Source organism: Lysobacter xanthus, assembly GCF_047159895.1.
In genome coordinates this window covers 13,440-40,392 of the sequence record NZ_BAAGAB020000016.1, presented here as the reverse complement: position 1 = coordinate 40,392, position 26,953 = coordinate 13,440, and the positions used below count along the sequence as shown (strand labels likewise).

At 69.7% G+C, this 26,953-nt stretch carries 22 protein-coding genes and 1 riboswitch; of the genes, 8 read left to right on the top strand and 14 right to left on the bottom strand.

The window, feature by feature from the left end; all coding sequences use genetic code 11:
* Positions 1–97: 97 nt before the first annotated feature.
* The 3 genes from metF to ahcY all read right to left on the bottom strand — a co-directional run bounded on the left by metF (position 98) and on the right by ahcY (position 3,295).
* Complete coding sequence (metF, locus tag ACY35P_RS06545; protein ID WP_462115039.1) at positions 98–919, bottom strand: methylenetetrahydrofolate reductase [NAD(P)H]; 822 nt, start codon at positions 917–919, stop codon at positions 98–100.
* A 67-nt stretch (positions 920–986) separates the two neighbouring features.
* Positions 987–1,646, bottom strand: coding sequence for a hypothetical protein (locus ACY35P_RS06540; protein ID WP_462115029.1), 660 nt, complete (start codon positions 1,644–1,646; stop codon positions 987–989).
* Between the two features lie 218 nt (positions 1,647–1,864).
* Positions 1,865–3,295 (bottom strand): adenosylhomocysteinase, encoded by a 1,431-nt coding sequence (ahcY, locus tag ACY35P_RS06535; RefSeq protein WP_462115028.1) that lies wholly within the window; start codon positions 3,293–3,295, stop codon positions 1,865–1,867.
* A gap of 35 nt (positions 3,296–3,330) precedes the next feature.
* A riboswitch (S-adenosyl-L-homocysteine riboswitch) is annotated at positions 3,331–3,424 on the bottom strand.
* A 128-nt stretch (positions 3,425–3,552) separates the two neighbouring features.
* On the opposite strand from ahcY, the gene ACY35P_RS06530 reads away from it, so the two are divergent.
* The gene (locus ACY35P_RS06530) at positions 3,553–4,704 is read left to right on the top strand and encodes a serine hydrolase domain-containing protein (RefSeq protein WP_462115027.1); all 1,152 of its coding nucleotides are present in this window, start codon (positions 3,553–3,555) and stop codon (positions 4,702–4,704) included.
* 27 nt (positions 4,705–4,731) lie between these two features.
* On the opposite strand, the gene ACY35P_RS06525 is transcribed toward ACY35P_RS06530, so the two are convergent.
* The gene (locus ACY35P_RS06525; protein ID WP_462115026.1) at positions 4,732–6,345 is read right to left on the bottom strand and encodes an SDR family NAD(P)-dependent oxidoreductase; all 1,614 of its coding nucleotides are present in this window, start codon (positions 6,343–6,345) and stop codon (positions 4,732–4,734) included.
* A gap of 238 nt (positions 6,346–6,583) precedes the next feature.
* Between ACY35P_RS06525 and ACY35P_RS06520 the strand changes: the two genes are divergently transcribed.
* Positions 6,584–9,085: a S9 family peptidase gene (locus tag ACY35P_RS06520; protein WP_462115025.1), complete on the top strand. Its 2,502-nt coding sequence runs from the start codon at positions 6,584–6,586 to the stop codon at positions 9,083–9,085.
* Positions 9,086–9,224: 139 nt separating this feature from the next.
* Here the strand turns inward: ACY35P_RS06520 and metK are convergent, their stop codons facing one another.
* The 5 genes from metK to ACY35P_RS06495 all read right to left on the bottom strand — a co-directional run bounded on the left by metK (position 9,225) and on the right by ACY35P_RS06495 (position 14,730).
* Positions 9,225–10,436 carry a methionine adenosyltransferase gene (gene metK, locus ACY35P_RS06515; RefSeq protein WP_462115024.1) on the bottom strand — a complete coding sequence of 404 codons (1,212 nt, stop codon included), beginning with the start codon at positions 10,434–10,436 and terminating at the stop codon, positions 9,225–9,227.
* A 106-nt stretch (positions 10,437–10,542) separates the two neighbouring features.
* Entirely contained in the window at positions 10,543–11,376 is an 834-nt protein-coding gene (locus ACY35P_RS06510; RefSeq protein ID WP_462115023.1) for a class I SAM-dependent methyltransferase, read from the bottom strand.
* A 60-nt stretch (positions 11,377–11,436) separates the two neighbouring features.
* Positions 11,437–12,441: a tRNA dihydrouridine synthase DusB gene (gene dusB, locus ACY35P_RS06505; RefSeq protein ID WP_462115022.1), complete on the bottom strand. Its 1,005-nt coding sequence runs from the start codon at positions 12,439–12,441 to the stop codon at positions 11,437–11,439.
* A 22-nt stretch (positions 12,442–12,463) separates the two neighbouring features.
* Positions 12,464–13,450 (bottom strand): ribokinase, encoded by a 987-nt coding sequence (locus ACY35P_RS06500; RefSeq protein WP_462115021.1) that lies wholly within the window; start codon positions 13,448–13,450, stop codon positions 12,464–12,466.
* The gene (locus ACY35P_RS06495; RefSeq protein ID WP_462115020.1) at positions 13,450–14,730 is read right to left on the bottom strand and encodes a nucleoside permease; all 1,281 of its coding nucleotides are present in this window, start codon (positions 14,728–14,730) and stop codon (positions 13,450–13,452) included. Before ACY35P_RS06495 ends, ACY35P_RS06500 begins: the two co-directional genes overlap by 1 nt.
* A 237-nt stretch (positions 14,731–14,967) precedes the next feature.
* Here ACY35P_RS06495 and ACY35P_RS06490 point away from each other — a divergent pair, with 237 nt between their 5' ends.
* Positions 14,968–15,942 carry an aldo/keto reductase gene (locus tag ACY35P_RS06490; protein ID WP_462115019.1) on the top strand — a complete coding sequence of 325 codons (975 nt, stop codon included), beginning with the start codon at positions 14,968–14,970 and terminating at the stop codon, positions 15,940–15,942.
* Between the two features lie 52 nt (positions 15,943–15,994).
* On the opposite strand, the gene ACY35P_RS06485 is transcribed toward ACY35P_RS06490, so the two are convergent.
* From ACY35P_RS06485 to ACY35P_RS06475, 3 genes are read right to left on the bottom strand one after another with little or no spacing between them, the layout of a single operon-like run.
* Entirely contained in the window at positions 15,995–17,239 is a 1,245-nt protein-coding gene (locus ACY35P_RS06485) for a PDZ domain-containing protein (protein ID WP_462115018.1), read from the bottom strand.
* A gap of 20 nt (positions 17,240–17,259) precedes the next feature.
* Positions 17,260–18,054 carry a hypothetical protein gene (locus tag ACY35P_RS06480; protein ID WP_462115017.1) on the bottom strand — a complete coding sequence of 265 codons (795 nt, stop codon included), beginning with the start codon at positions 18,052–18,054 and terminating at the stop codon, positions 17,260–17,262.
* Complete coding sequence (locus tag ACY35P_RS06475; RefSeq protein WP_462115016.1) at positions 18,047–18,658, bottom strand: RNA polymerase sigma factor; 612 nt, start codon at positions 18,656–18,658, stop codon at positions 18,047–18,049. The genes ACY35P_RS06480 and ACY35P_RS06475 overlap by 8 nt, the downstream gene beginning before the upstream one ends.
* A gap of 97 nt (positions 18,659–18,755) precedes the next feature.
* Between ACY35P_RS06475 and ACY35P_RS06470 the strand changes: the two genes are divergently transcribed.
* The 5 genes from ACY35P_RS06470 (at position 18,756) to ACY35P_RS06450 (ending at position 23,367) form a co-directional block, all read left to right on the top strand.
* On the top strand, positions 18,756–19,700 hold the full coding sequence (locus tag ACY35P_RS06470) for an SPFH domain-containing protein (RefSeq protein WP_462115015.1): 945 nt from the start codon (positions 18,756–18,758) through the stop codon (positions 19,698–19,700).
* A gap of 10 nt (positions 19,701–19,710) precedes the next feature.
* Positions 19,711–20,151 (top strand): NfeD family protein, encoded by a 441-nt coding sequence (locus tag ACY35P_RS06465; protein ID WP_462115014.1) that lies wholly within the window; start codon positions 19,711–19,713, stop codon positions 20,149–20,151.
* Positions 20,152–20,318: 167 nt separating this feature from the next.
* Positions 20,319–21,416 (top strand): glycine cleavage system aminomethyltransferase GcvT, encoded by a 1,098-nt coding sequence (gene gcvT / locus ACY35P_RS06460; protein WP_462115013.1) that lies wholly within the window; start codon positions 20,319–20,321, stop codon positions 21,414–21,416.
* A 114-nt stretch (positions 21,417–21,530) separates the two neighbouring features.
* The gene (gene gcvH, locus ACY35P_RS06455) at positions 21,531–21,923 is read left to right on the top strand and encodes a glycine cleavage system protein GcvH (protein ID WP_462115012.1); all 393 of its coding nucleotides are present in this window, start codon (positions 21,531–21,533) and stop codon (positions 21,921–21,923) included.
* A gap of 880 nt (positions 21,924–22,803) precedes the next feature.
* Complete coding sequence (locus tag ACY35P_RS06450; protein WP_462115011.1) at positions 22,804–23,367, top strand: histone H1-like repetitive region-containing protein; 564 nt, start codon at positions 22,804–22,806, stop codon at positions 23,365–23,367.
* A gap of 401 nt (positions 23,368–23,768) precedes the next feature.
* On the opposite strand, the gene ACY35P_RS06445 is transcribed toward ACY35P_RS06450, so the two are convergent.
* Both ACY35P_RS06445 and ACY35P_RS06440 read right to left on the bottom strand, forming a co-directional pair.
* A complete protein-coding gene (locus tag ACY35P_RS06445) occupies positions 23,769–25,097 on the bottom strand; it encodes a serine hydrolase domain-containing protein (protein ID WP_462115010.1) in 1,329 nt (442 codons plus the stop codon).
* A 209-nt stretch (positions 25,098–25,306) separates the two neighbouring features.
* Positions 25,307–26,890, bottom strand: a complete 1,584-nt coding sequence (locus tag ACY35P_RS06440; RefSeq protein WP_462115009.1) for a GMC family oxidoreductase — start codon at positions 26,888–26,890, stop codon at positions 25,307–25,309.
* Positions 26,891–26,953: the final 63 nt, after the last annotated feature.

Genomic DNA, 26,953 nt, shown 5'->3' with positions numbered 1-26,953 from the left:
GCGACAGGGGATGCGTGAAATGCTCGGGATCGACGCGTCAACGTGAAGTGTGACGGAGGCCTCGCAACTGAACCGGCTCGCAACGAAACCGGTGTTTTCAGCGCATCTGCGCCAACACGTTCAGAGTCGGTTTCGAGAGATTGAGCGTGTAGAAGTGCAGCGACGGTGCGCCGCCGTCGATCAAGCGACGGCAGAGCTGTGCGACGACTTCGGCGCCGAACGCACGGATGCTGTCCGCGTCGTCCGCGTAAGCGAGCATGCGCTGCGCGATCCAGCGGGGGATCTCGGCACCGCACAGTTCGGAGAAGCGGCGGATCTGGCTGAAGTTCGCGATCGGCATGATGCCGGGCACGATCGGCAGGTCGACGCCGGCCCGTCGCGCATCGTCGACGAACCGGAAATAGGCATCAGGGTTGTAGAAGTACTGGGTGATCGCCCCGTTGGCGCCCGCGCGGACCTTGCCCACGAAGTTCCTGAGGTCGGCCTGCGAATCGCGCGCCTGGGGATGCATCTCCGGGTACGCCGCCACCTCGATGTGGAAGTGGTCGCCCGTCTCCTCGCGGATGAACCGCACCAGCTCGTCGGCGTAGCGCAGCTCGCCCGCGCTCACCATGCCGGACGGCAGGTCGCCACGCAGCGCCACCAGCCGCTTCGCGCCGAGCGCGCGGTAGAGCTTCAGCAGCCCGCGAATCTCCTCGCGCGAGCCACCCATGCAGGTGATGTGCGGCGCCGCCTCCAGGCCGCCCGTGCGCAGCTGGCGAATGGTCTCGGGCGTGTGGCTGAGCGTGGACCCGCCGGCGCCGAACGTCACGCTGACATATTCGGGGCCGTGCGCCCGCAGCCGGTGGACGGTCTTCCCGAGCTGCGTCTGCTGCTCGGGCGTCTTCGGGGGGTAGAACTCGAAGCTGACGGGAACCATGGCGCGCCGGATCCTGGAGACGCGCCAGTCTATCTCTTCATCGCGATGGAGCGAAAGCTCCCGTCGATCAGCGCGAGACGACCCCGTCCACGCGACCGGTCCGCGGGTCCAGCGCGGCGGCATGGCCGGCGCCGTCCAGCAGCACGAAGGGGACGCCGCCGGTCTGCAGTTCGTAGGGGCTGAACCAGCTCATCGAATTCGCGGGGGTCGTGGCGCCGGCCGCGATCACGCGCTCCGGGAAGCCCGCGCGACGCAGGACGTCGTCGGTCTGCTGGTCGTTGCGCGCCATGATCGACTCGCGCACGCGGTCGGGCAGGCCCAGCGACGGGTCCAGCGCGCTGCGGTGCAGGCCGACGCCCGAGGCATAGGTCATCTCCCGGCGGTTCGCCGCGGCCCACAGGAGCGCGCAGGCGCTCGCACAGCGGCCGTCGATGCGCACGGCGAGCCCGCGTGCATTGGCGAGCTCGGCGACGCGCAGGGCCTGTCCGCGCATGCCGCCCGGGCCGCTCACGATCAGGACCCGCGTGTCGGGATAGCGCTGGAGCGCCTCGCGGATGCTCGCCTCGAACCGCTGGCCGACCACGCCGTCGATGCGGAGCGCGCGCTGGGCGGGAAGGGGCGCGACGCTGGCGTTGTCGACGCGCACGTCCGGCATGGAGTCCGCGCGGGCGGAGAGGCTGGTGCAGGTCAGAAGGGCGGCGATGGCCGCCAGGAAAGCGCGCGTCACGTCGATCTACCGGAAGGATCCCCGACTCGAATCCTCCGGCAACGCCCGTTGCGCACCGTGCCGCGCATCGCAAAAACCCGGCCATGTGCCTGAATGAATGTGCGGAGCTTCCCACTCTATCGAGTGCGGCTTCACCGCACCGTCACGGCGAAGGCCGGCGCTCGCAAAAAAAGACGGGCGCCTGAGCGCCCGTCCCGGTGCATCGATGAAGCGATGGATCAGTAGCGGTAGTGGTCCGGCTTGTAGGGGCCGTCCTTGTCGACGCCGAGATAGGCGGCCTGCTCGTCGGTAAGCACCGTGAGCTTCACGCCGATCTTCTCGAGGTGCAGGCGCGCGACTTCCTCGTCGAGCTTCTTCGGCAGGATGTAGACCTTCGCCTCGTACTCGTCCTTCTTGTCCCACAGGTCGATCTGCGCGAGCGTCTGGTTCGAGAACGAATTCGACATCACGAAGCTCGGATGGCCGGTGGCGCAGCCGAGGTTCACCAGGCGGCCTTCGGCCAGCAGGAAGATCGAGTTGCCGCCCTCGAACGTGTACTTGTCGACCTGCGGCTTGATGTTCGTGCGCGTCGCGCCCGACTGGTGCAGCGCGTCGACCTGGATCTCGTTGTCGAAGTGGCCGATGTTGCAGACGATCGCCTGGTCCTTCATGCGGCGCATGTGCTCGAGCGTGATGACGTCCTTGTTGCCCGTCGTCGTCACGTAGATGTCGCCGCGGCCCAGCGTGGCTTCGATGGTGTTGACCTCGAAGCCTTCCATCGCGGCCTGCAGGGCGTTGATCGGGTCGATCTCGGTCACCACCACGCGCGCGCCGTAGGCCCGCAGCGACGCTGCCGAGCCCTTGCCGACATCGCCGTAGCCGCAGACCACCGCGACCTTGCCGGCGAGCATGACGTCGAGCGCCCGCTTCAGGCCGTCGGCCAGCGACTCGCGGCAGCCGTAGAGGTTGTCGAACTTCGACTTGGTCACCGAGTCGTTGACGTTGATCGCGGGCACCAGGAGCGAGCCTTCCTCGGCCAGCTTGTAGAGGCGGTGCACGCCGGTGGTCGTCTCTTCGGAGACGCCCTTCCAGTCGCGGACGACGGTGTGCCAGAAGCCCGGGCGCTCGGTCTTGACGCGCTTGAGCAGGTTCTTGATGACCTGCTCCTCGTGCGAGGAGGCCGGCTCGTCGACCCAGGTCGAGCCGTTCTCGAGCTCGTAACCCTTGTGGATCAGCAGCGTGACGTCGCCGCCGTCGTCGACGACAAGCTGCGGACCGAGGCCGCCCGGGAAGGTCAGCGCTTCGAGCGTGCAGTCCCAGTACTCCTCCAGCGACTCGCCCTTCCACGCGAAGACCGGCGTGCCCGACGCGGCGATGGCGGCGGCGGCGTGGTCCTGCGTGGAGAAGATGTTGCAGGACGCCCAGCGCACGTCGGCGCCGATGTCCTTCAGCGTCTCGATCAGCACGCCGGTCTGGATCGTCATGTGCAGCGAGCCGGTGACGCGCACGCCCGCGAGCGGCCTGATCGACGCGTACTTGCGGCGGATCGACATCAGGCCCGGCATTTCCTGCTCGGCGATGTCGAGTTCCTTGCGGCCCCAGTCGGCGAGCGAGATGTCGGCGACCTTGTAGTCGCCCTCGGTCGAGAAGGTCTTGATCTGTGCGTTCATGGATTGCTCCGTTCAGGAGTCCTCGGAGGACTCGCGTCAAACGGGCGCCGTTACAGGAAAACCGTGCCGAGCCTGATTCCGGTTGGACACGCCTGCAGGGCGGCCGGACTTGCAGCGCCCCTCGGCAGGGCCCGCCCATTCTATCGGGTTACGGGACGGCGGGCTGGATCGCCTGTCGAACGCAGCGGTCCACCGGCCCGGCAGCGTTGACCGTGCACGCGCCCGCCCCGAGCATGGCCGCTTGCCCGGGAAACCCGATGCGCACACCCCGCGTGACACCACGTTTCGTCGTCGTCCTGCTGCTGGCCGGCGCGCTGCTCGGCTGGTTTGCCGCATGGCGACCGGTCAATGCGGTCCTGGGTCCGCTCCCGGTCGATACGGGCGACGGCTGGCCGCGTTCGACGCCCGCCAACGAGGGGTTCGACGAAGCCGCCTTGCAGCGGGCTGCGGCCGCGCTGCTGGGCGACCGCCTCAACGTGCATGCGGTGCTCGTCGAACGCCACGGGCGCCTCGTGCTCGAGTCCTATCGCGGAGGACACGATCGTTCGGTCTACGGTCTCGTCTCGCTGCGGCGTTCGATCGGCCCGACGTCGCGACACGACGTGCGCTCGGTCGGCAAGAGCATCACCGCGCTCGTGTACGGCATCGCGCTGTCGGAGGGTCGCGTGCCGGGTCCATCGCGTCCGCTGTCCGTCGTCTTCCCGGCGCTTCAGGGCCTGGCGACCCGCAACGCGCGCGAAATCCGGGTCGGGCACCTGCTCGACATGGACAGCGGCCTCGCCTGGACCGAAGGCGCGGCCGGATTGAACGACGAGCTCAAGCTGTTCTGGAAACGCGACCTGCCGACCTACGTGCTCGATCGCCCCCGCACGTCCGCGCCCGGCACGCGCTTCAGCTACAACGGCGGCGGCACTGCGCTGCTGGCACAGATGATTGCCGACGGCACCCGCACGCCCCTGGATCGCTATACCGCGGATCGTCTGTTCGCGCCGCTGGGCATCCGCGACTGGGAATGGGTGACCGACCTCCACGGCCGGCCGATGGCCTTCAACGGCCTGCGCCTGCGGCCGCGCGACCTGCTGAAGATCGGGCGCCTCGTGCTGCGCCATGGCGACTGGGACGGACGGCGCGTCGTGCCTTCGGCGTGGATCGACGCCCTCTGGCAGCCGGGCCTGGCGACGGGCGTCGCCGATTTCCGCTACCACGGGCAATGGTGGCAGGGCACGGTCGACTGGCACGGACGACGGCTCGAATGGCGCGCGGCGTTCGGCAACGGCGGCCAGCGCCTGTTCGTCGTTCCGGCGCTCGACATCGCGATCGTGACCGCAGCGGGCGCCTACGACGAGATGCCCACCGCCGTCGCGGTCAACCGGTTCGTGCAGCAGGTCGCCGATAGCGTGCGCGACTGAGGTCGAGCACGCATCGGCGTCGCCGCATCACCAGTCCGTCGGCCGGTAGTCCTTGAGGAACTGCCCCCAGACGTGCTCGCCGGTGTTGAGGCCATGGATGATCGGATCGACGATGCGCGCCGCGCCGTCGAGGATGTCCAGCGGCGGATGGAAGCGCTCTTCTACGACCTTGCGCGCGGCGATTTCCGCGGGGTCCTCGTCGGTCACCCAGCCGGTGTCGACCGCGTTCATGTGGATGCCGTCGGCGTGGTAATCGGCGGCCGACGTGCGCGTCATCATGTTGAGCGCCGCCTTCGCCATGTTCGTGTGCGGATGCCGCGTGGTCTTGAAGTTGCGGTAGAACTGCCCCTCGACCGCGGACACGTTGACGATGTGCTTGTCACGGCCGGGCGTGCGCAGCATCAGCGACTTGAGTCGCGCGTTGAGGATGAAGGGCGCGACCGCGTTGACCAGCTGCGTCTCCAGCAGCTCGACGGTGGGCACCTCGTGCATCAGCAGGCGCCACGAATTGCGGCCGCGCAGATCGACCTGCTGCAGGTCCTGGTCGAGCCGGCCTTGCGGGAACAGGTGCTGCTGGCCGAGCAGTTCCTCGGCGAGCAGCGGGACCTGCGACAGTTCCGCCGCGCGCGTCAGTCCGGCCGCGTCGCCGAGCGCCTTCGCCTCGGCCGACTGCAGCGCCTGCGTGCCGTCGCCCTCGGGCAGCATCGTGTAGCTGCGCAGGCCCTCGTAGCGGCCGATGAGGCGGCGGATGTGCTCGGGCGCCTCGTGCAGCGCGGCCGTCTCGCCAGCCATCATGTGTGCGTAGAAGGCGGGCGGGCGTCGCACCGTCTGGCAGGCATTGTTGATGATGAAGTCGAGGCGATCGTGCGTGGCGAGCATCTCGCTGCAGAACGCCTCGACGCTCGGCGTGTGCCGCAGGTCGAGGCCGAAGATCTCGAGGCGGTGCGCCCAGTCCTCGAAGTCCGGCTCGTGCGCGTAGCGCATCGCGGAATCCCGCGGGAAGCGCGTGGTGACGATCAGTCGCGCGCCGGCCCGCAGCAGCTTCATGCCGGCCTGGTAGCCGATCTTGACGCGGCCGCCGGTGAGCAATGCGACGCGACCGGTGAGGTCTGCCAGCTCCGTGCGCTTGAAGAAGTTGAAGTCCGCGCAGGTCGGGCAGAGCTGGTCGTAGAAATGGTGGACGTGCCGGTACTTCTGCTTGCAGACGTAGCAGTGCAGCAGCTCCGGCGATTCGCGCGACGGATCGGGCGCGCTCGCCTGCACGGTGGGCTGCGCTTCCAGGGCGAGATGCTGTCCCGCGGCGGTCGGCGGGAAGTAGTTCGGCGTGGTGAACACCGGCTTCCGGCGCAGTTCGCGGATGCCGGTGGACTCCAGCAACGCTTCGCTGCGACGGATGTTCTCGGCACTGCGCTCGCGCTCGCGCGCCTTGAGGCGCTGGCGGCGTGCGCGGGGGTCGGGGTGGTAGACCTCGGCGACGACGGCATGCAGGCGTGCGCGCTCGTCGGCCGGCACCGCGTCGAGCACGGTGCGGTCGGCGGCAACCTGCGCAAGCAGCGCCGTCGCCTCGCGCACGCGGTCGAGCAGGTCGAGGTCGGGAGACGAAGGGGCGTGCGAAGTCGCCGCCGCGGAGTTCGGGGTCATGGTCGGGCCGGGAGAGTGCGCCACCGCCGCGCAGGGTCGGCGCGGCGGGCGCGGGCCGGCATTTTCGCACTGTCGGGCGGCACGGGGGCCTGAACGGACCTGTCGACCGCACGGAGCGGGCGTGCGTCGGCGCTGCACGGCCTGCGACGCCGGTCGCGTCCACCGTGCCTTCCAGCGCATTGACAGCCCGACCGTCGGCCGCGAAGCATGGGCGTTTCGATCGCTCCGGACCCCGACCGTGCCCAGCCGCGCTCCCCTCCTGCGCCACCTGATCCTGCCCACGCTGCTCTCGCTGGCCTGCACCGGCCTGGCGGTCGCCCAGACCGTACCCGCACCCGCCGCGGCGTCGGCCACCGCCGGGTATCGCCTGCCGGCGCCCGCGCTGCAGGCCATCGTCGACGCGCCGCGCCCGCCGCAGCTGCTGCTGGGCCCGAACCGAGACCTCGCGGCCATGACTCAGGTGCCGCCGCTGCCGGCGATCCAGCTGGTCGCGCAGCCCGAACTCAAGCTCGCGGGTCTGCGCATCAATGCGCGCAGCTACGCGCCGAGCCGCTTCTCCTTCGGCAGTGACCTCTGGCTGCTCGACATCGCCACGGGCAAGAGCATCCGCATCGACGGCCTGCCGTCGCCGCTGTCGATCGCCGCTTCGTCGTGGTCGCCGGACCAGAAGTACCTCGCCTTCAACCAGCAGGACCCGGTGAGCGGCGCCAACGAGCTCTGGGTCGTCGATGTCGCGACGCGGCGCGCGCGTCGCCTCGCCGCCGGCCTCAATACCGTGAGCGGCGCGCCGCGCTGGATGCCCGACTCGCAGCGCCTGCTGGTGAACCTGCGCCCCGAAGGGCAGGGCGAGCCGCCCGGACGCGACGCCACGCCCGACGGCCCGGCAATCCAGGAAACCAAGTCCGGCGGCGCGGCGCGCCAGCTGCGCACGTACCAGGACATGCTGCGCAACGAACTCGACGCCCGCACGCTCGACCACTTCCTCACCGTGCAGCCCGCGTTCGTCGCGCTCGACGGCTCGACCACGCCGTTCGGCAGCGCGGGGCGCTATCTCGACCTCGCGCCGTCGCCGGATGGACGCCACATCCTCGCGCAGTCGGTCGACCGTCCGTATTCGTACATCGTGCCGCTCAACTATTTCCCGCGCCGCATCGAGGTGCTCGACACGAACGGCCGCGTGGAACACACGGTGGCGACGCTTCCGCTGTTCGAGGGCCTGCCCAACGGCAACGACGCGGTGCCTGCCGGCGTGCGCCAGATCGAATGGCGCAGCGATGCGCCGGCGACGCTCGCCTGGGCCGAGGCGCAGGACGGCGGCGATCCGTCGAAGGCCGCCGCGGTGCGCGATATCGTGTACCAGCAGGCTGCGCCGTTCGATGCGCCGCCGGTCGTGCTCGCGAAGCTCGCGACGCGTTTCGCCGGTGCCACCTGGGGCCGCGGCGACGTCGCGCTCGTCGACGAGTTCTGGTGGAAGACGCGCCAGCAGAAGGAATGGCTGGTCGCACCCGACGCACCGGCTGCCGCGCCGCGACTCGTCCATGAAGGCTCCAGCGAGGACCGCTACAACGATCCCGGCAATGCGGTCACGACCCGGCGCGCTTCCTACCTGCCGCGCCTGCAGTTCACGTCCGACGGCGGCGCGTTCTTCCGCCGCGGCGACGGTGCATCGCCCGAGGGCGACCGCCCGTTCCTCGACCGCGTGAGCCTCGCCGACTTCCAGTCGACCCGCCTGTTCCGTTCGCAGGCGCCGACGTACCAGTCGCCCGTCGCGCTGCTCGACGACGCCGGCACGCGCCTGCTGATCACGCGTGAATCGCCGGCCGACCCGCCGAACTACTTCGTGCGCGATGCGAAGGGCGGGCTCCGCGCGCTGACCGCGTTCAAGCACCCGACGCCGCAGCTGCGCGACATCCGGAAGGAACAGATCCGCTACAAGCGCAAGGATGGGGTCGACCTCACCGGCACGCTCTACCTGCCGCCGGGCTTCCGGCCGGGCAAGGACAAGCCGCTGCCGCTGCTGATGTGGGCCTATCCGGCCGAGTTCAAATCCGCCGCCGCTGCCTCGCAGGTCACCGACTCGCCGTACCGCTTCAACCTCGTGAGCTACTGGGGCCCGCTGCCGTTCCTCGCGCGCGGCTTCGCGGTGCTGGACGATCCGTCGATGCCGATCGTGGGCGAGGGCGACCGCGAGCCGAACGACAGCTACGTCGAGCAGCTCACCTCGAGCGCGCAGGCGGCGGTGGACGAAGTCGTGCGCCGTGGCGTGGCCGATCGCGGGCGCATCGCCGTCGGCGGCCATTCCTACGGGGCCTTCATGACCGCGAACCTGCTGGCGCACACGCGGCTGTTCAAGGCCGGCGTCGCCCGCAGCGGCGCCTACAACCGCACGCTGACGCCGTTCGGCTTCCAGTCGGAGGAACGCAACTACTGGGACGCGCGGGAGACGTACATGACGATGTCGCCCTTCAACTACGTCAAGGACATCAAGGACGCGCTCCTGATGATCCATGGCGAGGACGACAACAATTCCGGCACGTTCCCGATCCAGAGCGAGCGCATGTTCGCGGCACTCAAGGGCGTGGGCGGCACCGCGCGCCTGGTGATGCTGCCTCGCGAGGCGCACGGCTACCGGGCACGCGAGTCGATCATGACGATGCTCGCCGAGACGGACGACTGGCTGACGCGCTACGTGAAGGACGCCGGGGCCGCCGAAGCGAAGCCGGCACCCGCCGCGAAATAACAGCGTCGGCGCGTACCGTCGTGCGGAATTCGCGACGACGGTGCGCGCCGGTTTCGCCCTCAAGTCACCCATGAAAAAGGGCCGCATCGCGCGGCCCTTTTTCGTCGACGGACTGCTCCGTCTCCTGGACGGCGGTCCGTTACAGGCCCGCCGCCTTGCGCAGCGCCTCGGCGCGATCGGTCTTCTCCCACGAGAACGCCGTCGCCGTCTCCGACTTGCCGTCGGCGCCGGTGTAGGTCAGCTCGTACGGTGCGCGACCGAAGTGGCCGTAGGCCGCCGTCGGCTGGTACACCGGATGGATCAGGTCAAGCATCTTGACGATGCCGTACGGGCGCAGGTCGAAGTGCGCGCGGATCAGCTGCTCGATCTTGTCGTCCGAGATCTTGCCGGTGCCGAACGTGGTGACCGAGATCGAGGTCGGCTCGGCGACGCCGATCGCGTAGGACACCTGCACCTCGCAGCGCTCGGCGAGGCCGGCCGCGACGATGTTCTTCGCGACGTAGCGGGCCGCGTAGGCAGCCGAGCGGTCGACCTTCGACGGATCCTTGCCCGAGAACGCACCGCCGCCGTGGCGGGCCATGCCGCCGTAGCTGTCGACGATGATCTTGCGCCCGGTCAGGCCGCAGTCGCCCACGGGGCCGCCGATCACGAAGATGCCCGTCGGGTTGATGTGCACCTTGTGCTTCGGCAGCGCGTCGAGCCACTCGGCCGGCAGCACCGGCTTCAGGATCTCCTCGTAGACGGCCTCGACGAGGTCCTTCTGCGCGATGTCCGGATCGTGCTGCGTCGACAGCACCACGGCGTCGAGGCCCAGCACCTTGTGGTGGGCGTCGTAGCGCAGGGTGACCTGCGACTTCGCATCCGGGCGCAGCCAGTTCAGCGTGCCGTTCTTGCGCACGCGCGCCTGCTGCTCGACGAGGCGATGGCTGTAGTACAGCGGCGCCGGCATGAACTCGGGCGCTTCGTCGCAGGCGAAACCGAACATCAGGCCCTGGTCGCCCGCGCCCTGCTCTTCGGGAGAGGTGCGGTCGACGCCCGCGGCGATGTCCGGCGACTGCTTGCCGAGCATGTTGATGATCGCGCAGGTGTGGCCGTCGAAGCCGACGTTCGAGTTGTCGTAGCCGATCGCGTTGATGACGTTGCGCGCGAGCGACTCGATGTCGACCCACGCCGACGTCGTGACTTCGCCGGCGACGATCGCGGCGCCGGTCTTCACCATCGTTTCGCAGGCCACGCGGGCGCGCTTGTCCTGCGCGAGGATCGCGTCGAGGACGGCGTCGGAAATCTGGTCGGCGATCTTGTCCGGATGGCCTTCGGAGACCGATTCGGAGGTGAAGAGATAGCTGGACATCGGCTATATCCTTGTATTCGGATGAAAGGATGGCCGCGCATGATACAGGCTCGGCCCCGCCGGTGCATTCTGCGGCGGAGCGTGGCAGCGCGGGGTCAACGTTCGTTCAGAGGACCGTCGCCCGGGCCTGGATGAAGGAGTAGAAGAAGACCGCGTTCGGGTCGTTCTGCACCTGGTGCATCTCGCGGCGCATGCCCTCGACCACGTCCGGTGTCACCGCGCCCGCCTCGATCAGGTTGTCGGCGGCCGAGAGCAGCAGTTCCTCCCAGAAGGCGATCATCACCTTGCGGCGTCCCGGCTCGCGGTTGTCGAAGTAGAACGTCTTCACCTCGGTCGCCACGTCGCGATAGCCGCCGGCCAGCAGCAGGTTGCCGAGCTTGGCACCGACGAACGGATCGCCGCCGTGCTCGTGCTGGAAGTCGTTGAACGCCATCCAGTAGCGCCAGACGTTCGGCGAGTAGGGGTCGAGGAAGAACGAGGAGTTCATCACCTCGGTGATGTAGACGGTCGAGCCCGGCATCAGCACGCGCCGCACCTCGTTGAGCACGCGCGCGGGCGAGGGCACGTGCTCGAGCACCCAGCACAGGAAGGCGCCGTCGAAGCTGCGGGGCTCGAACGGCAGGTCCGACGCGTCGGCCTGCTGCAGCGCGTAGCGGCCGTCGAGCCAGGTCATCGCGCCCAGGTGCTCGCGTGCCGCGCCGAGCTGCGCATCGCTGAGGTCGACGCACGTGGCGTGTAGGTCGGGGAAGCGACGCAGCAGGATCTCGGTCTGCGCGCCCACGCCGCTCCCGACTTCAAGCAGGCGCCTGACGCCGGTGTAGTCGATGTTGGAGAAGATCGTGGATTCGGCGATGCGCGCCTGCTTCAGCAACCGCGCCTGCTCGGTGCGCGAGAACCCGTGCAGGTAGACGGCATCGGTGTCGGGGGTGGACGGGGTCATGTCGGTCTCCGTGTCGCGGCCGATTGTCGTCGTATGGCGGAAAACCGTCGTGACGCCCCGTCAGGCGGCGTCGCGAAGGTGCATGTCGGGCACGACACCCGCGATGAGTGCATCGAAATACTCGCGCGTCAGTCGCGACTGTGCCTCGGCGGTCTCGGCGCGATTGACCACCGCGCGGAACGCCGCGTTCTCGGGCCGGTCCTTCGCGTACCAGCCCAGGTGCTTGCGCGCGATGCGCACGCCCGAGACCTCGCCGTAGAACGCATGCAGGGCGTCGAGGTGGCCGAGCAGGACGTCGCGCACCTCGTCCAGCGAGGGTTCCGGCAAGGTGTCCCCCGTCGCGAGGTAATGCGCCACCTCGCGGAAGATCCACGGCCGGCCCTGTGCGGCGCGTCCCACCATCACCGCGTCGCAGCCGGTGTAGGCGAGGACCTCGGCCGCCTTGCGCGGCGAATCGATGTCGCCGTTCGCGACCACCGGAATCGTCAATGCCGCCTTCACTTCGGCGATCGTGTCGTACTCGGCGATGCCGGTGTACTGCTGGTCGCGCGTGCGGCCGTGGATCGCGAGCGACGCGATGCCCGCGGCTTCCGCGATGCGTGCGATCGACAGTGCGTTCTTCGCATCGGCGGCCCAGCCGGTGCGGATCTTCAGCGTCACGGGCACGTCGACCGCACGGACGACCGCATCGAGGATGCGTCCGACCAAGGCCTCGTCGCGCATCAGCGCGGAGCCCGCCCACGCATTGCAGACCTTCTTGGCCGGGCAGCCCATGTTGATGTCGACGATCTGTGCGCCATGGTCGACGTTGTAGCGCGCCGCCTCCGCCATCACCTCCGGCACCGTGCCGGCGATCTGCACGCTGATCGGCGCGGGCTCGTCGACGTGGTCCATGCGGTGGCGGGACTTCGCGGTCGACCAGAAGCGCGGGTCCGACGTCGTCATTTCGGACACGCACAGGCCTGCGCCCAGCCGCTTGCAGAGCAGCCGGAACGGCTTGTCGGTGACGCCCGCCATGGGCGCGAGGATCACGCGGGGCGTGATCGCGTAGGGGCCGATGCGCATGCCCCGATTGTACGCGGCGCGCTCAGGCGGCCGGATCGGCGTCGGGGAAGCGGGCCAGGACGTCGCCGCGCGCAGGCATGGACGCCGCTGCGCCGCGACGCTCGGTCGACAACCCGGCGTAGGCCATCGCGTAGCGGACATGCGCGGCGAACGGCCGCTCCGGACGCGCCGCGATCGACGCGGCGAGCGCTCCGTTGAAGGCGTCCCCCGCACCGGTGGTGTCGACCGGCGAGACCGCGCACGCCGGCAGCCGGTAGGCGGGTCGCGCGTCGCCGCGCAGGCGGGCGTCGGCGTGCGAGACGAAGACGCCGGCGGCCCCGAGCGTGACGATGACCGTCCCGCAGGGCAACAGGCGGCGGCAGAGGGCGTGCAGCGAGGCCTCGGGCGCCGCCGCGACGACGGCGGGATCCAGTGCATCGCCGAGCCGCGCCTGCACGAGCGCGGCAAACTCCGTCTCGTTCGGCGTCAGCACGTCGACGCGTCCGAGCAACGCCTCGGGCGGCCGGGCATCCGCGGGTGCCGGGTTGAGGATCGCGAGCGCGCCGTGGGCCGTGCCGGCCTCGAAGGCGGCCGTCGCGGCCGCGTCCGGCGTTTCGAGCTGTGCGAGCACGACGGACGGCGCCGTGCCTTCCGCGAAGGCATGCGCGACGTGGGACGCGTCCAGCAAGCCGTTGGCGCCGGGGGCGACGACGATCGAGTTGCGACCCTGCCCGTCGACGAAAATGCCGGCGGCGCCCGTCGGCGCATCGCCCACCGCGTCGCGCAGGTCGATCCCGTCGGCGACGGCCAGTGCCCGGGCATACGTGCCGCCCGCGTCGTCGCCGAGCGCGCAGACGAAGCGGGTCGCCACGCCCGAGCGCGCCGCCGCGACCGCCTGGTTGAAACCCTTGCCGCCGGGGCCGCTGGCATAGCCGCCGGAGCGCGTCTCGCCCGGCACGGGCAGCGCGTCGGGCGTCCAGACGTGGTCGACGTTGAAGCTGCCGACCACCACGACCGTCGGCGTCGACATCAGGGATTGTTGACGTCGGTGCCGCCGTGCGGCGGCACGCGCAGGCCACCGCGCTCATGGCGATGGCGGAACAGCGGCACGAACAGGAACGCCATGGCGAGCGCGTACAGCGCGAACGCGGTCCAGATGCCGTGCCAGTCCTTCGCGCCGCCCGGGCCGGTGAAGAAGGCATCGATCACGTAACCCGAAATCACGCTGCCGAGCACCGCGCCGATGCCGTTGGTCATCACCATGAAGAGGCCCTGCGCGCTGGCGCGGATCGCGGGGTCGCTCTGCTGCTCGACGAACAGGCTGCCGGAGATGTTGAAGAAGTCGAAGGCCATGCCATAGACGATGCAGCTGACGATGATCATCCAGAGGCCGGCGCCCGGGTCGCCGTAGGCGAACAGGCCGAAGCGCAGGAACCAGGCGAGCATCGAGATCGTCATCACCGTCTTGATGCCGAAGCGGCGCAGGAAGAACGGGATGGTGAGGATGAAGAGCGTTTCGGAGATCTGCGAGATCGACATGATGATCGCGGGGTACTTCACCGCGAGCCGGTCCGCATAGGCGGGATTGCTGCTGAATTCGCCGAGGAACGTGCCGCCGTAGGCATTGGTGAGCTGCAGCGCCGCGCCCAGCAGCATCGCGAAGATGAAGAACACCGCCATGTTGCGGTCGCGGAACAGGCGGAACGACGACAGGCCGAGCACGTCGACCAGGGAACGGCTGTCGGTGGGGCCGAGGCCGGGCGGGCAGGGCGGCAGGGTGAAGGCGTAGATGCCGAGCGCGATCGCCGCGGCCGCCGCGATGTAGAACTGGCCGGCGGACGTCTCGAGGCCGAGCAGGCTCGTCGTCCACAGCGCGGCGATGAAGCCCACCGTGCCCCAGACGCGGATGGGCGGGTAGTCGCGGACGACGTCGAAGCCTTCGCGCTTGAGCGCGTTGTAGGCCACCGCGATGCCGAGCGCGAGCGTCGGCATGTAGCAGCACATCGTCAGCATCATCAGCCCGATCAGGCCGCGCGGCGTGTCCACCAGCGGCACGCAGGCCAGCAGGAGGCCGCCGAGGATGTGCAGGATGCCGTAGAGCTTCTCGGCATTGACCTTGCGGTCCGCGAGCGCGCCCATCAGGGCCGGCATGAACAGCGAGGCGAAGCCCATCGTCGAGAAGACGAGGCCGAAGTCCGTGCCGGACCAGTGCCGGTTCTCGAACCAGTACCGCCCGATCGTGATCAGCCAGGCGCCCCAGATGAAGAACTGGAGGAAATTCATCAGGGTGAGGCGCAGTTTCAGGTTCACGGGACGTCCTGGCAGCGGTGCGATGGTCGCCCGCGAGCGTAGAGGCAAAAGCGGCCTTGGTGAAGCCGCGCAGGCGGCGGGAACCTGACCGCGCCCGGAAACCGGCATCGGCCGCGCCGCCGGGCGGCCGGCCCGCGCCTCGTTCGCGCGATCGACTTCGGGGTTCGGCCAGCGTTCTCGGGGGATGGAGCCGGCGTGGGCGGCGTTACGATGCGACGCCCCCACTCGGAGCCGACCATGCACTACCGCCGCCTCGGATCGTCCGGCCTGCAGCTCTCCGCGCTGTCGTTCGGCGCCTGGCTCACCTTCGGCAACCAGGTCTCCCGCGGCGAATGCCGCAACCTCGTCGCCGCCGCCTGGGACCACGGCATCACCTTCTTCGACAATGCCGAGGGCTATGCGAATGGCCACGCCGAGACGGTGATGGGCGACGTCATCGCCGACCTCCGCCTGCCGCGCGACGGGTATTGCGTCTCGAGCAAGGTCTTCTTCGGCTCGGCGCACGAGCCGCGCCCCACGCAGCGCGGGCTCTCGCGCAAGCACGTGCACGATGCCTGCCACGCGGCGCTGGGGCGCCTGCGCGTCGATGCGCTCGACCTGTTCTTCTGCCATCGGCCCGATCCCGACACGCCGGTCGAGGAGACCGTCTGGGCGATGGACGCACTGATCCGCCACGGCAAGGTGCTGTACTGGGGCACGTCCGAATGGCCGGCGCACCTCATCCGCGAAGCGCACCGCATCGCGCGCGAGCACCATCTGCATGCACCGACGATGGAGCAGCCGCAGTACAACCTGCTGCACCGCGAACGCGTCGAGCTCGAGTACGCGCCGCTGTACGCGGAGCTCGGCCTCGGCACGACGACGTTCTCGCCGCTCGCCTCCGGCCTGCTCACCGGGAAGTACGCCGACCCGTCGAAGGACGAGCCCGCGCGGCTCGAACGCGAGGGCATGGGCTGGCTCAAGCGCATCGTGGTCGGCGACGAGAACCAGCGTCGCCCCGAGCGCGCGCGACGATTCGCCGAAGCCGCGACGTCGCTCGGCCACGCACCGGCCACCCTCGCGATCGCCTGGTGCCTGCGCAATCCGCACGTCTCGACGGTGATCCTCGGCGCGAGCCGGGTGGAGCAGCTGGTCCAGAACCTCGAGGCGCTCGCGCTGGTGGACACGCTCGACGAAGTGCAGTGGCAGCAGGTCGAGGCGGCGGCTGCCTGAAAGAAAAAGGCGCCGGACGGGCCGGCGCCAAGGGGAAGCGGAATCCAGGCGCTCAGTCGACGCGCGGCGCGGGCGGCGGGGGCGGTGCCAGGGCGACCGCGAACGGCGCCGCGGGCGCCACGGGTGCGACGCCCATCGGCGGGGCCGGCGGAGGCGGCGGTGCGCCGGGCGCCGGCGGCGGAGGCGGCGGCGGGGCCATCGGCGGCAGCGGAATGCGCATCGCCTTCGGCACCTTCACCTGTGCACTGCCGGGCTTGCGGTCGCGCAGATAGTCGACGGCGACCTGCGTGCCTTCCGGCTTCGCGCGCAGCACGTCCATCACGTCACGCGGGCTTTCGACGGTGCGGCCGTCGACCTTGCGGATGACGTCGCCCGACTGCAGGCCGGCGAGGTCGGGCCCCGCGCTGACCACCAGCACGCCATCGTCGGTGCCGAAGTAGCGGCCGAGCTGCGCATCGATCGACGCGAGGTTGAGCCCGTTCCAGCGGAAGGCTTCGGCGAGCGCCATGCGCTCGCAGCGCTCGCCGTCCTTGCAGGCGCCATCGCGGGCGATACGGATGATTTCGCGGTGCACGCCGGGCGCGATGCCGGGCAGTTCGGACAGTTCGCCCACCATCGGCGGCATGACCCGGTGTTCGATCATCTTACCGGTAGCGTCCCGACGCTCGATCACCACCTGCTGCCCTGGCCCGGGGCGGTACGTGAAGCGCTTGGCCTCCATCGACGGCCGGCCCGCCGCGTCGCGGAGGAACCGCACGTCACCCTCAGCGATGTGTTCGCTGCCGTCGCCGCCGAACAGCGTCACCGGAGAGGCGTCCTGCGGCACCACCTTGACGGTGGAACGCCGTCCGGCCCGTTCGTAATCGACATCCACCGGCGCGCCTGCCTTCAGTCCCGATAGCGTCGAGCGAAGCGCGTCGACGCGGGCGTCGGCGGTGGCGCCCTGCACCGGCTTGCCGTCGATCCCCGTGATGCGATCCGCGGCCCGCAGGCCAGCCTTCGCGGCACCGCTGCCAGGCGTGACTCCGGCAATCCGGACGCCCTGTTCGGGATCCGGCACCAGCACGACGCCCAGCGATGGCTTTTGCAGCGCGCGCTCTTCGAAGACGAAGATGCCTGCGCCCGGCGTGCCCAGTTCACGCGACAGCGCGGCGACGCGCTTGGCCGCCGCCTGCAATTCGGCGCGGGCCGCTTCGAGCTCTTTTTCCTTGGCGGGATTGCCGGCGGACTGTGCCGCGGCGGCGAAGGCGACGGCGCCGAGGAGCGCGATCGCGAGGAGGGACGGTCGGACGTGCATGGAAGCCTCGGGTGTGGTGATCAGTCGACGAGCGCGATCGCGCCCTGGAGCGACTCGCCGTTCGCGGCGAGCCAGCGGGTGGTGCCTTCGACGCCGGCGAGCTCGCGAAGTGCGGCGACGCGGCGCGTCCACAGGTCGATGCGCTCGGCCTCGCCAAGCGCGGGTTGCGACAGCGCGTCGTCGATCAGCCGCACGCGGTCCTCGGCCTCGCCCGCGAGCACCATCGCGGGCGCGCTCGCCATGCGGTCGTTGCGGGCGAGCGCGGCAAGTGCTTCGAGTCGCGCCGATTCCGCGCGCAGGTCGTCGAGCGCGGTCGACGGGGCGGTCGTCGCACGGTCGCCGTCGTCGGCGTGCGACGCGAGGCGCGGGCGCTCGGCGACGAGCCGCGGCGTGCGCATTACCGGCTGCGGCCGCATCGCGCCACGGAGCGGAACGGGACGGGTTGCTGTGGCGAGCGCCGACGGGCCCGTTGCGCGGGCTGCCGTGTCGGCTGAACTGTCGACCGTTACTTTCGCCGGGCCGGGCGCGTCGGCGACTCGCGGCGCCGATCGCTGCACCACCGTCGCGGTGCGGGTCGCGGGCGCGTCGATCGGCGAAGGCCGCGTCAGCACCACGCCGACCGCCAACGCCGCGACCGCCGCCGCCAGCGCGAACCCCGCGCGACGATCGAGGCGCCCTCGACGTGCAGCGGCCGTCGGCAGCCGGCGGGCGACCGAGGCCCAGGCGTCGGCCGGTGGCGATTCCGCCGGCAGCGCGGCGAACGCCTCGCCCCAGCCCGACGGCTGCGGCGCACGCGGAATAGAAGAATCAGGCACGTTCGGCCTCCTCGGGTGTTTCGAGCAGCGCGCGCAGCCGGCGGCCGCCGCGCGCGAGTTGCGACTTGGAGAAACTCGGCGTCTTCTGCATCAGCGCGGCGATCTCCTCGTGCGTGTAGCCCTCGGCGTGATAGAGCCAGAGCACGCTGCGGGTGGACGTCGGCAGCCTCAGCAGGGCGCGCGTCAGTGCGGCCGCGTCGGCTGCCGCGGCGGGCGGGGGCGCGAAGTCCTCGAACTCCTGGTCGCCCATGCCGCTGTCGATCGGCAGTTCGCCGTCGAGCTGTCGACGCTTGCGCAGTTTCTGCAGCGCCTCGTTGACGGCGACCTGCCGCAGCCAGCCCCAGAACGGGCTGCCGCCGCGGAAGCCACCGATGCCCGCGAACACCTTCAGCATGGTGTCCTGCAGTACGTCGGACGCGTCGTCGCGATCGCCGCACAGGCGCAGCGCCAGGGTGTAGACCGGACGTTCGAACCAGCGGAACAGCTGCTCGAACGCGTCGTGCTCGCCGCGTCGCGCGCGGTCGAGCAGCACGCCGGGCACGTCGATCGCGAAGCCGCTGCGCGGGCGCGCGGCGATCGGGGCGGCGGGTTCGACGGCGGTCACGGCGAGCGTCATTCCCCTACTAGATGCGGCGGGCGGCGAAACCGTCGCAGCGGTCGACGCGGCCTATACTCCGCCCATCCACCAGGGGAGGGGAGACATGGGCATCTCGATCGTCGGGATCTTCATCGCGTTCGTCGTCGTCATCGTGCTGTTCAAGGCCGTGCGCATGGTGCCGCAGGGTTACGAGTGGACGGTCGAGGCCTTCGGCAAGTACACGCACACGATGTCGCCGGGCCTGCACTTCCTGATCCCGGTCTACCAGGGCGTCGGCCGCAAGATCAACATGATGGAGCAGGTGCTGGACGTCCCGAGCCAGGACGTGATCACCAAGGACAATGCGGTCGTCAAGGTCGACGGCATCGTGTTCTTCCAGGTGCTCGACGCGGCGAAGGCGGCCTATGAGGTGGCGACGCTGGAGATCGCGATCCTCAACCTGGTCATGACCAACATCCGTACCGCGATCGGCTCGATGGACCTCGACGAGTCGCTCTCCAAGCGCGACGAGATCAATACGAAGGTGCTGCTCGCGGTCGACCAGGCCACCCATCCGTGGGGCATCAAGGTCAACCGCATCGAGCTCAAGGACATCCAGCCGCCACGCGACCTCGTCGACTCGATGGCGCGTCAGATGAAGGCCGAGCGCGAGAAGCGTGCCAACGTGCTCGAGGCCGAGGGCTTCCGGCAGGCGGCGATCCTCAAGGCCGAAGGCGAGAAGCAGTCGACCATCCTCGAGGCCGAAGGCCGTCGCGAAGCCGCATTCCGCGAAGCCGAGGCGCGCGAGCGCATGGCCGAGGCCGAGGCGCGCGCCACGCAGCTGGTGTCGGACGCCATCTCGCAGGGCAACGTGCAGGCGATCAACTACTTCGTCGCGCAGAAGTACATCGAGGCGTTCAAGTCGCTGGCCGAGGCGCCCAACCAGAAGTTCGTGCTCATGCCGATGGAGTCCAGCGGCATCATCGGCTCGATCGCTGGGATCGCGGACCTCGCGAAGGAAGCGCTCGACCGTCCGGCGACGCCGCGTCCGCCGGCGCTGCCGCGCTGAGCCCGCCGCGATGCGCTGGGAATTCGCCACCACCGTCTGGGCCCTGGTCGCGCTCGGCCTGATCGCTGCCGAGGTGCTCGCCCCGGGCGCTTTCATGCTCTGGCTCGGCATCGCCGCAGGCGTGACCTGCGCGATCGTGTTTGTGTTCCCTGGCCTGCCGCTGGTCGTGCAGATGCTCGCCTTCGCCGCGCTCAGCATCGTCTCCGTCCTTGCCTACCGCCGGTTCTTCCGCGGCCCCGGTCGCGAGAGCGACCAGCCGTCGCTCAACCGTCGCGCGCAGCAGCTGGTGGGTCGCGTCGAGCCGCTCGTCTCGCCGATCGTCGATGGACGCGGCCGCGTGCAGATCGCCGATGCGCTGTGGGACGTCGAAGGCCCCGACCTGCCCGCCGGCGAGCGCGTGCGGGTCGTCGGCGTACGGGGCATGGTGCTCGAGGTCCGTCCGCAGGAGTAGAGGCTCGGGGCCGCGAACTCGGGCGGCTGACGTCGGGCCATCCGAGCGCGCAAGACGATCGCCGCGCGCGCAGTGAGGCGCAGCGGACGGCAGCGGGTGCACCGTGCCGCGGCGCGCCGCGGCACGATCCGCGATAATCGTCGGCCCGCCCCCGCCGCGATGCCGCCATGACGAACAAGACCGTCCTCAACGAGACCCACCGCGCCCACGGCGCCAAGATGGTCGACTTCGGTGGCTGGGACATGCCCATCCACTACGGCTCGCAGATCGACGAGCACCACCAGGTGCGCCGCGACGCCGGCATGTTCGACGTCTCCCACATGACCGTCGTGGACCTGCGCGGCGAGCGCGTGCGCGACTTCCTCCGCCTGCTGGTTGCCAACTCGGTCGACAAGCTCAAGAAGCGCGGCAAGGCGCTGTACACCTGCATGCTCAACGAGCGCGGCGGGGTCATCGACGACCTGATCGTCTATTACATGGATGAGTCGTTCTTCCGCTTGGTGGTCAATGCCGCGACCCGCGAGAAGGACCTCGCCTGGATCCGCGGCCAGGCGATCGCCTTCGACGTGGGCGTCACCGAGCGCGACGACTACGGGATGATCGCGGTGCAGGGCCCCAACGCGCGCGCCAAGGTGATCGGCCTGTTGCGCGAGTCCGACCGCGCGTCGATCGACAAGCTCGGCCGCTTCGCCGCGGGCACCGGCGTCACCGACGACGGCCTCGAGCTGTTCGTCGCGCGCACGGGCTACACCGGTGAGGACGGCTTCGAGGTGCTCGTGCCCGCCGACCAGACGGCACGCGTGTGGGACCGCCTCGTCGAAGCGGGCGTCAAGCCGGCGGGGCTGGGTGCGCGCGACACCCTGCGCCTGGAAGCCGGCATGAACCTCTACGGCCAGGACATGGACGACGACGTCTCGCCTTACGAAGCCGGCCTCGCGTGGACCGTGTCGATGGACGAGGGCCGCGACTTCATCGGTCGCGCCGCGCTGCAGCAGCAGCTCGACGGCGGCGTGCCACGGCAAACGGTCGGCCTCGTCATGGACGAAAAGGGCGTGCTGCGCCACGGACAGAAGGTGCTGACGTCGGCGGGCGAGGGCGAGATCCTCTCCGGCACGTTCTCGCCGACCATCGGCAAGGCCATCGCGCTGGCGCGCGTGCCGGCGGGCGAGCTGGCCGACGTGCGCGTCGACATCCGCGGGCGCGAAGTGCCGGTGCGCGTGGTGAAGTATCCGTTCGTCCGCGAAGGCGCGAGCCTCGTCGCCTGACGCCCGCGTGCGGACGAGCGGCTGTCGCGTCCGCACCGCTTGGCTAAACTAGTCCCGCATCGAATCCGCGTTTCCGATTTCCACGCCAACCCCCCACTGCGCACCGGAGCCCCCATGAGCGAGATCCCTGGCGACCTGAAGTTCCTCAAGACCCACGAATGGGCCCGTGTCGAAGGCGACGGCAAGGTCACCGTCGGCATCTCCGACCATGCGCAGGGCCTGCTCGGCGATCTCGTGTATGTCGAGCTGCCGAACGTGGGCGACCGCGTGGAAGCCGGCAATGCATGCGCGGTGGTCGAGTCGGTCAAGGCCGCATCGGACGTCTACGCGCCGGTCACCGGCAAGGTCGTGGCGGTCAACGCCGCGCTGTCGGACAAGCCCGAGACGATCAACGAGGACGCCTACGGCGAAGGCTGGCTGTACCAGCTGGAGATCGAGGACGCCGAGCAGCTCAACGATCTGCTCGAGCCGGACGATTACGCCGAGCAGCTCGACGACGACCACTGATCGACGAGTTCGCGTTGCACCTCCGGAAGGCCGCGGAAGTCCGCGGCCTTCTTCGTTTTCCCACGGCGCGGCGCGCCGTCCGCGCGATGCGGATGCGGGCCGGTGCGCACCGCGCCGACGCATCGATGGCTGCCGCCGAGAGACGCGCGACGTCGCCGAACGCGACATTCCGCAGTCCACGAGCTCGCGCAATTTCGCGCAAATCGGCTTGTGCGACGCGCAAGCCGGGATGTTTCTTCGCATCCCGCACACGCGGCGGAGCCGGCGCGTTTCGCTCCCGTTGAGGTAGTGCGGCGCGCGCGGTGCAGACACGTGCGTCGAGGTGTGGCATGCGGCGTCGTTGAAAAAAACACTGCAAAACACGATGTCTTTTTTTGATGCGGCACGCGCGGGGCGTGCGCGGCTCGAGCGTGGCGGCGGCGACCGCGGTCCGATGCGTGCCCCCATGCGGCCGACGCGGTGTGCCGTCGGCCGAAAAAAAATCGCCCGGGTTGTTGACATCAAAAAAAACGGTGATTAGGTTTCGCTGCAGCAGCAAAACCTGCGAAAGCGAGTGGCACATAAAGACGCGACAACGCGCACCACAAAACGGATCTCCGCCCGGACCTCGAAACCGGTGGACGCAGGATTCGTTTCCCTCGCGAAAACGCCCGATGCATTCCGACGCAGCCCGACCCGCCGCTGGCGGGCCGGGCTTTTTCGTATCCGCGCCGGGCGTGTACACCAGACAGGTGCTGTCGATTTCGGCGGGCGTTCAAGCGCACCGCCGCTGCTTCCGTCGCATCGGTTCCAGGATGCGGCGGTCAGTCGCCGGGCTGTTCCTGCGACGTCGTCTTAACTGGGCAACACCCCGATAGACCACTCAACGAGGAGCCACCCCATGGCCACGAAGAAAGCCACCAAGAAGTCCACCGCGAAGAAGGCGACCAAGAAGGCTGCCGCCAAGAAGGGCGGCGCGCGCAAGGCCGCCGCCAAGAAGACCACCGCGAAGAAGGCCACCAAGAAGGCTGCGTCGAAGAAGACCACCGCCCGCAAGTCGGCGGCCAAGAAGTCGACGGCCCGCAAGGCCACCGCCAAGAAGTCGACCGCCCGCAAGTCGGCGGCGAAGAAGGGCGGCGCCCGCAAGGCCACCGCTAAGAAGTCGACGGCCCGCAAGTCGGCCGCCAAGAAGGGCGGCGCCCGCAAGGCGACTGCGAAGAAGTCGACGGCCCGCAAGTCGGCCGCCAAGAAGGGCGGCGCCCGCAAGGCGACCGCGAAGAAGTCGACGGCCCGCAAGGCCACCGCCAAGAAGTCGACCGCTCGCAAGTCGGCCGCCAAGAAGGGCGGCGCCCGCAAGACCGCGGCCAAGAAGGCGGGCGGCGCCCGCAAGTCGACCACCCGTCGACGCGGCTCCGCTGACGCGGCTCCGACCGCGATGCCGGCCACCCCGGCGCCGATGATCTAAGAAAAACAACACCCGGTTACCGCGACACACGACTCTCTCCCGCAGCCCAGGCGGGGGAGAGTTTTTTTTCGCCGGGGCACCGCCCGATGTGCGTCGGGACAAGGCGCTCGGCAATGGATCACGCGGAGGCCGCGCGGCCCTGAAGAGCGTCCAGCGACGGCGGTGAACGGCCGAGGATCCGCAAGTGAGCACCGCCGCGTGCCCGTTCCCGGCAACACGCGGATCGGGTCCGACGCTGCCGTCGCGCGACACAAGCGGCGGCGCGGCGCGCCGATGGATTCCAAGCCAACTGCGGAACGCCACCTGCGTCGTGGCGGCTGGACCGGCCGCGTCCATATCGGGGCGACACATAAAAAAACGGCCGGCAGTGCCGGCCGTGACCCTCGTAATCGATGTCCGCCTCAGCGCGGCGCGGCAGTCGCCTTGTTGCCGCTCGAGCCCGGCGCGTCGTCGTCGGACTGCACGAACTGCGACGGCGACTCGAAGTCTTCCTTCATCCAGCGGCTGCCCGGGATGCCGAGCGCGCGGTCGAGGATGGTCGGCAGCAGCGCCGACGGCATGGAGCTCTCGCTGTTCCACATCATGGCGACGCCGAAGTCGCGGTCCGGCAGCATCGCCACGACGCCGCGGTAGCCCTGCACGGCGCCGCCGTGGAAGACGAGCGTGTTGCCCGCGTAGTTGTAGACGCGCCAGCCGATCGCGTAGCCGGCCGAGCTCAGCCGCTCGCGACGCCAGGCCGAAGCACGGAGTTCGCTCGGCGTGTCGACGCGCGGCGTGTGCAGCGTCGCCAGCAGCGAGGACGGCAGCACGTCCGGACGGTAGCCGGTATGCGCGAGCAGCCACTGCGCCATGTCCGTGGCGCTGGCATTGACGCCCGCCGCCGGCAGCACCTGGTAGTACGTCGACTTGGGCATCACCGACACCCAGCCGCCGCGGCCGTGCACGTGCGGACGCGCCCAGCGTGCGCTCGACTGCAGGCCTTCGAGGCCGACGCTCGCATCGTTCATGCCGAGCGGCTTGAAGATCCGGCGCTGCACTTCCTGCGCGTAGAAATTGCCGGTGGCGGCGAAGACGACGTCGCTGATCAGGCTGAAGGCAACGTTCTGGTAGCCGTAGCAGGCGCCCGGCTGGCAGGCGAGCGGCACGTTCGCGAGGCGGTGGGTCAGGGTGGAGTAGGGGACGTAGGCTTCGAGGTCGCGATCGAGCGAGTTGCGCGGCAGGCCGACGCTCTGGCTCACCACGTTGGCGACCGTGACCGCCTGCGTGGCGCTCGGATCGCTGAGCTGGAAATCCGGGAGGTACTGCGTGACCTTCGTGTCCCAGCGCAGCGAACCGTCGTTGACCAGCAGGCCGGTCAGCGTGCCGGCGAAGGCCTTCGACAGCGACGCGAGACGGAAGACCGTATGCGCATCGACGGGCTCGGCCGCCGAGAAGTCGGTGACGCCGTAGCCGCGCACGCTGACGACCTGCCCCTTGTGCACGATCGCCATCGCGAGGCCGGGGATCTTGCGGTCCGCGACCAGCGACTGCGCGAGCGATTCCATCTGCGCGACGTTGAAGTCGGCGGCGATCGGCATCGGCGAACGCACGACGCGCTGCACCGGCTGCGCGGCCGGCGTCCAGTGCGGAGCAGGCGTCTGCGCACCGGCGCCCGTGCCGAGTGCCATCGGCAGCAGGAATGCCAGCGCACCGACATGCCAGGTGCGGCGGACACGGAGAGCATTCGTCATGGGTGCGGATTCCACAGGGCCTTCACGAATCGATCATAGCGCCGTGCACGGGACATGCCACCCGAAACACGTTCAGTTATGTAGGGAAAACCGTGAAATCGTGATGGCGCACCGGCCGCTTCACGGATCCGTATAACGCCGGGTCAGTCTCGCGCCATCCTCGCGCGGCCCCGTGTTCGATTACGGTCAGCGAAACGTAAAAATAACGTTCAGGCCACCGCGGCGATGGCCTGCGACGCGCGCTCCGCGATCATGATCGTCGGCGCGTTCGTATTGCCGCCGATGACCCGCGGCATGACCGACGCGTCGACCACGCGCAGTCCGTCGACGCCGTGCACGCGCAGCGCCGGGTCGACCACGCTCGCGTCGTCGATTCCCATGCGGCAGGTGCCGACCGGGTGGTAGACGGACTCGGCCTTGCGGCGGATGAAGTCCATGAGCGCGGCATCGTCGAGGTCGTCCCGCTCGGGCAGGACGGGGCCACCGCGCACGGCGTCGAACGCCGGCTGGTGCAGCAGCTCGCGCGACAGCCGCGCGCATTCGAGCAGGCCGCGTGCGTCGAAGCCCTCGGGGTCCGACAGGTAGCCCGCGTGGATCCGCGGCGCGTGCGCGGCGTCGCTGCTGGCGAGTTCGATGCGACCGCGGCTGCGCGGCCGCAGCAGGCAGGAGTGGATGGTGTAGCCGTCGCCGGGAAGGCGATGCCGGCCGTGGTCGTCGAGCTGCGCCGGGACGAAATGCATCTGGATGTCGGGGCGGTCGTCGGGCGCCAGGGTCGAGCGCACGAAGGCACCGGCCTCGGCGATGTTCGACGTGCCCGCGCCGCGCCGCCCGCGCAGGAAGTAGTCGAAGGCGATGCGAACGTCGCTCGCGCGGTCGTACGTGATGCGCTGCGTGCTGGCGTGGAGCGTGCAGACGTCGAGGTGGTCCTGCAGGTTCGCGCCCACGCCCGGCGCGTCGTGCACGACGTCGATGCCGTGCCTGCGGAGCGCATCGGCCCGGCCGATGCCGGACAGCATCAGCAGCTGCGGGGAATTGATCGCACCCCCACAGAGCAGCACCTCGCGCTGCGCCTGCACGCGCACGACATGGCGACCGACCGCGTATTCGATGCCCGCCGCACGGCGTCCGTCGAAGAGCACGCGCGTGGCGAGCACGCCGCAGCGCACCTCGAGATTCGGCCGATGCAGCGCCGGACGCAGGTAGGCGACCGCGCTGGAGCAGCGTGCGCCGTCCTTCTGCGTCACCTGGTAGAGCCCGAAGCCGGCCTGCGTCGTGCCGTTGAAGTCGTCGTTGCGGGCGAAGCCCAGCTGCTGGCCGGCTTCGATGAAGGCATTCGAAAGCGGATTGACGTGGCGCAGGTCGGCGACGTGCAGGGGGCCGTCGCCGCCGTGCAACGGGCCCGCGCCGCGCGTGTTGGCTTCGCTGCGCAGGAAGGCGGGCAGTACGTCGCGCCACGACCAGCCGGGCGCGCCGAGGCGCTCCCATTCGTCGTAGTCGGTGGGGTTGCCGCGCACGTAGCACATCGCATTGATCGAGCTCGACCCGCCGAGCACGCGGCCGCGCGGCCACCACAGTCGCCGGCCGTGCAGTGCCGGCTCGGGCTCGGTGCTGTAGTCCCAGTTGAGGCGGCGTACGTGGACCAGCTTTGCGATGCCGGCGGGCATGTGAATGAAGGGATGGCGGTCGCGCGGGCCCGCTTCGAGCAGCAGCACCCGCACCGACGGGTCGGCGCTGAGCCGATGGGCGAGCACGCAGCCGGCGGAACCGGCACCCACGATCACATAGTCGTACATGGAGTCCCCCGATGCGGCGCGGCCTCCCGCCGCCATCCGGGCCGAGCATACCCGCCGTCGGGG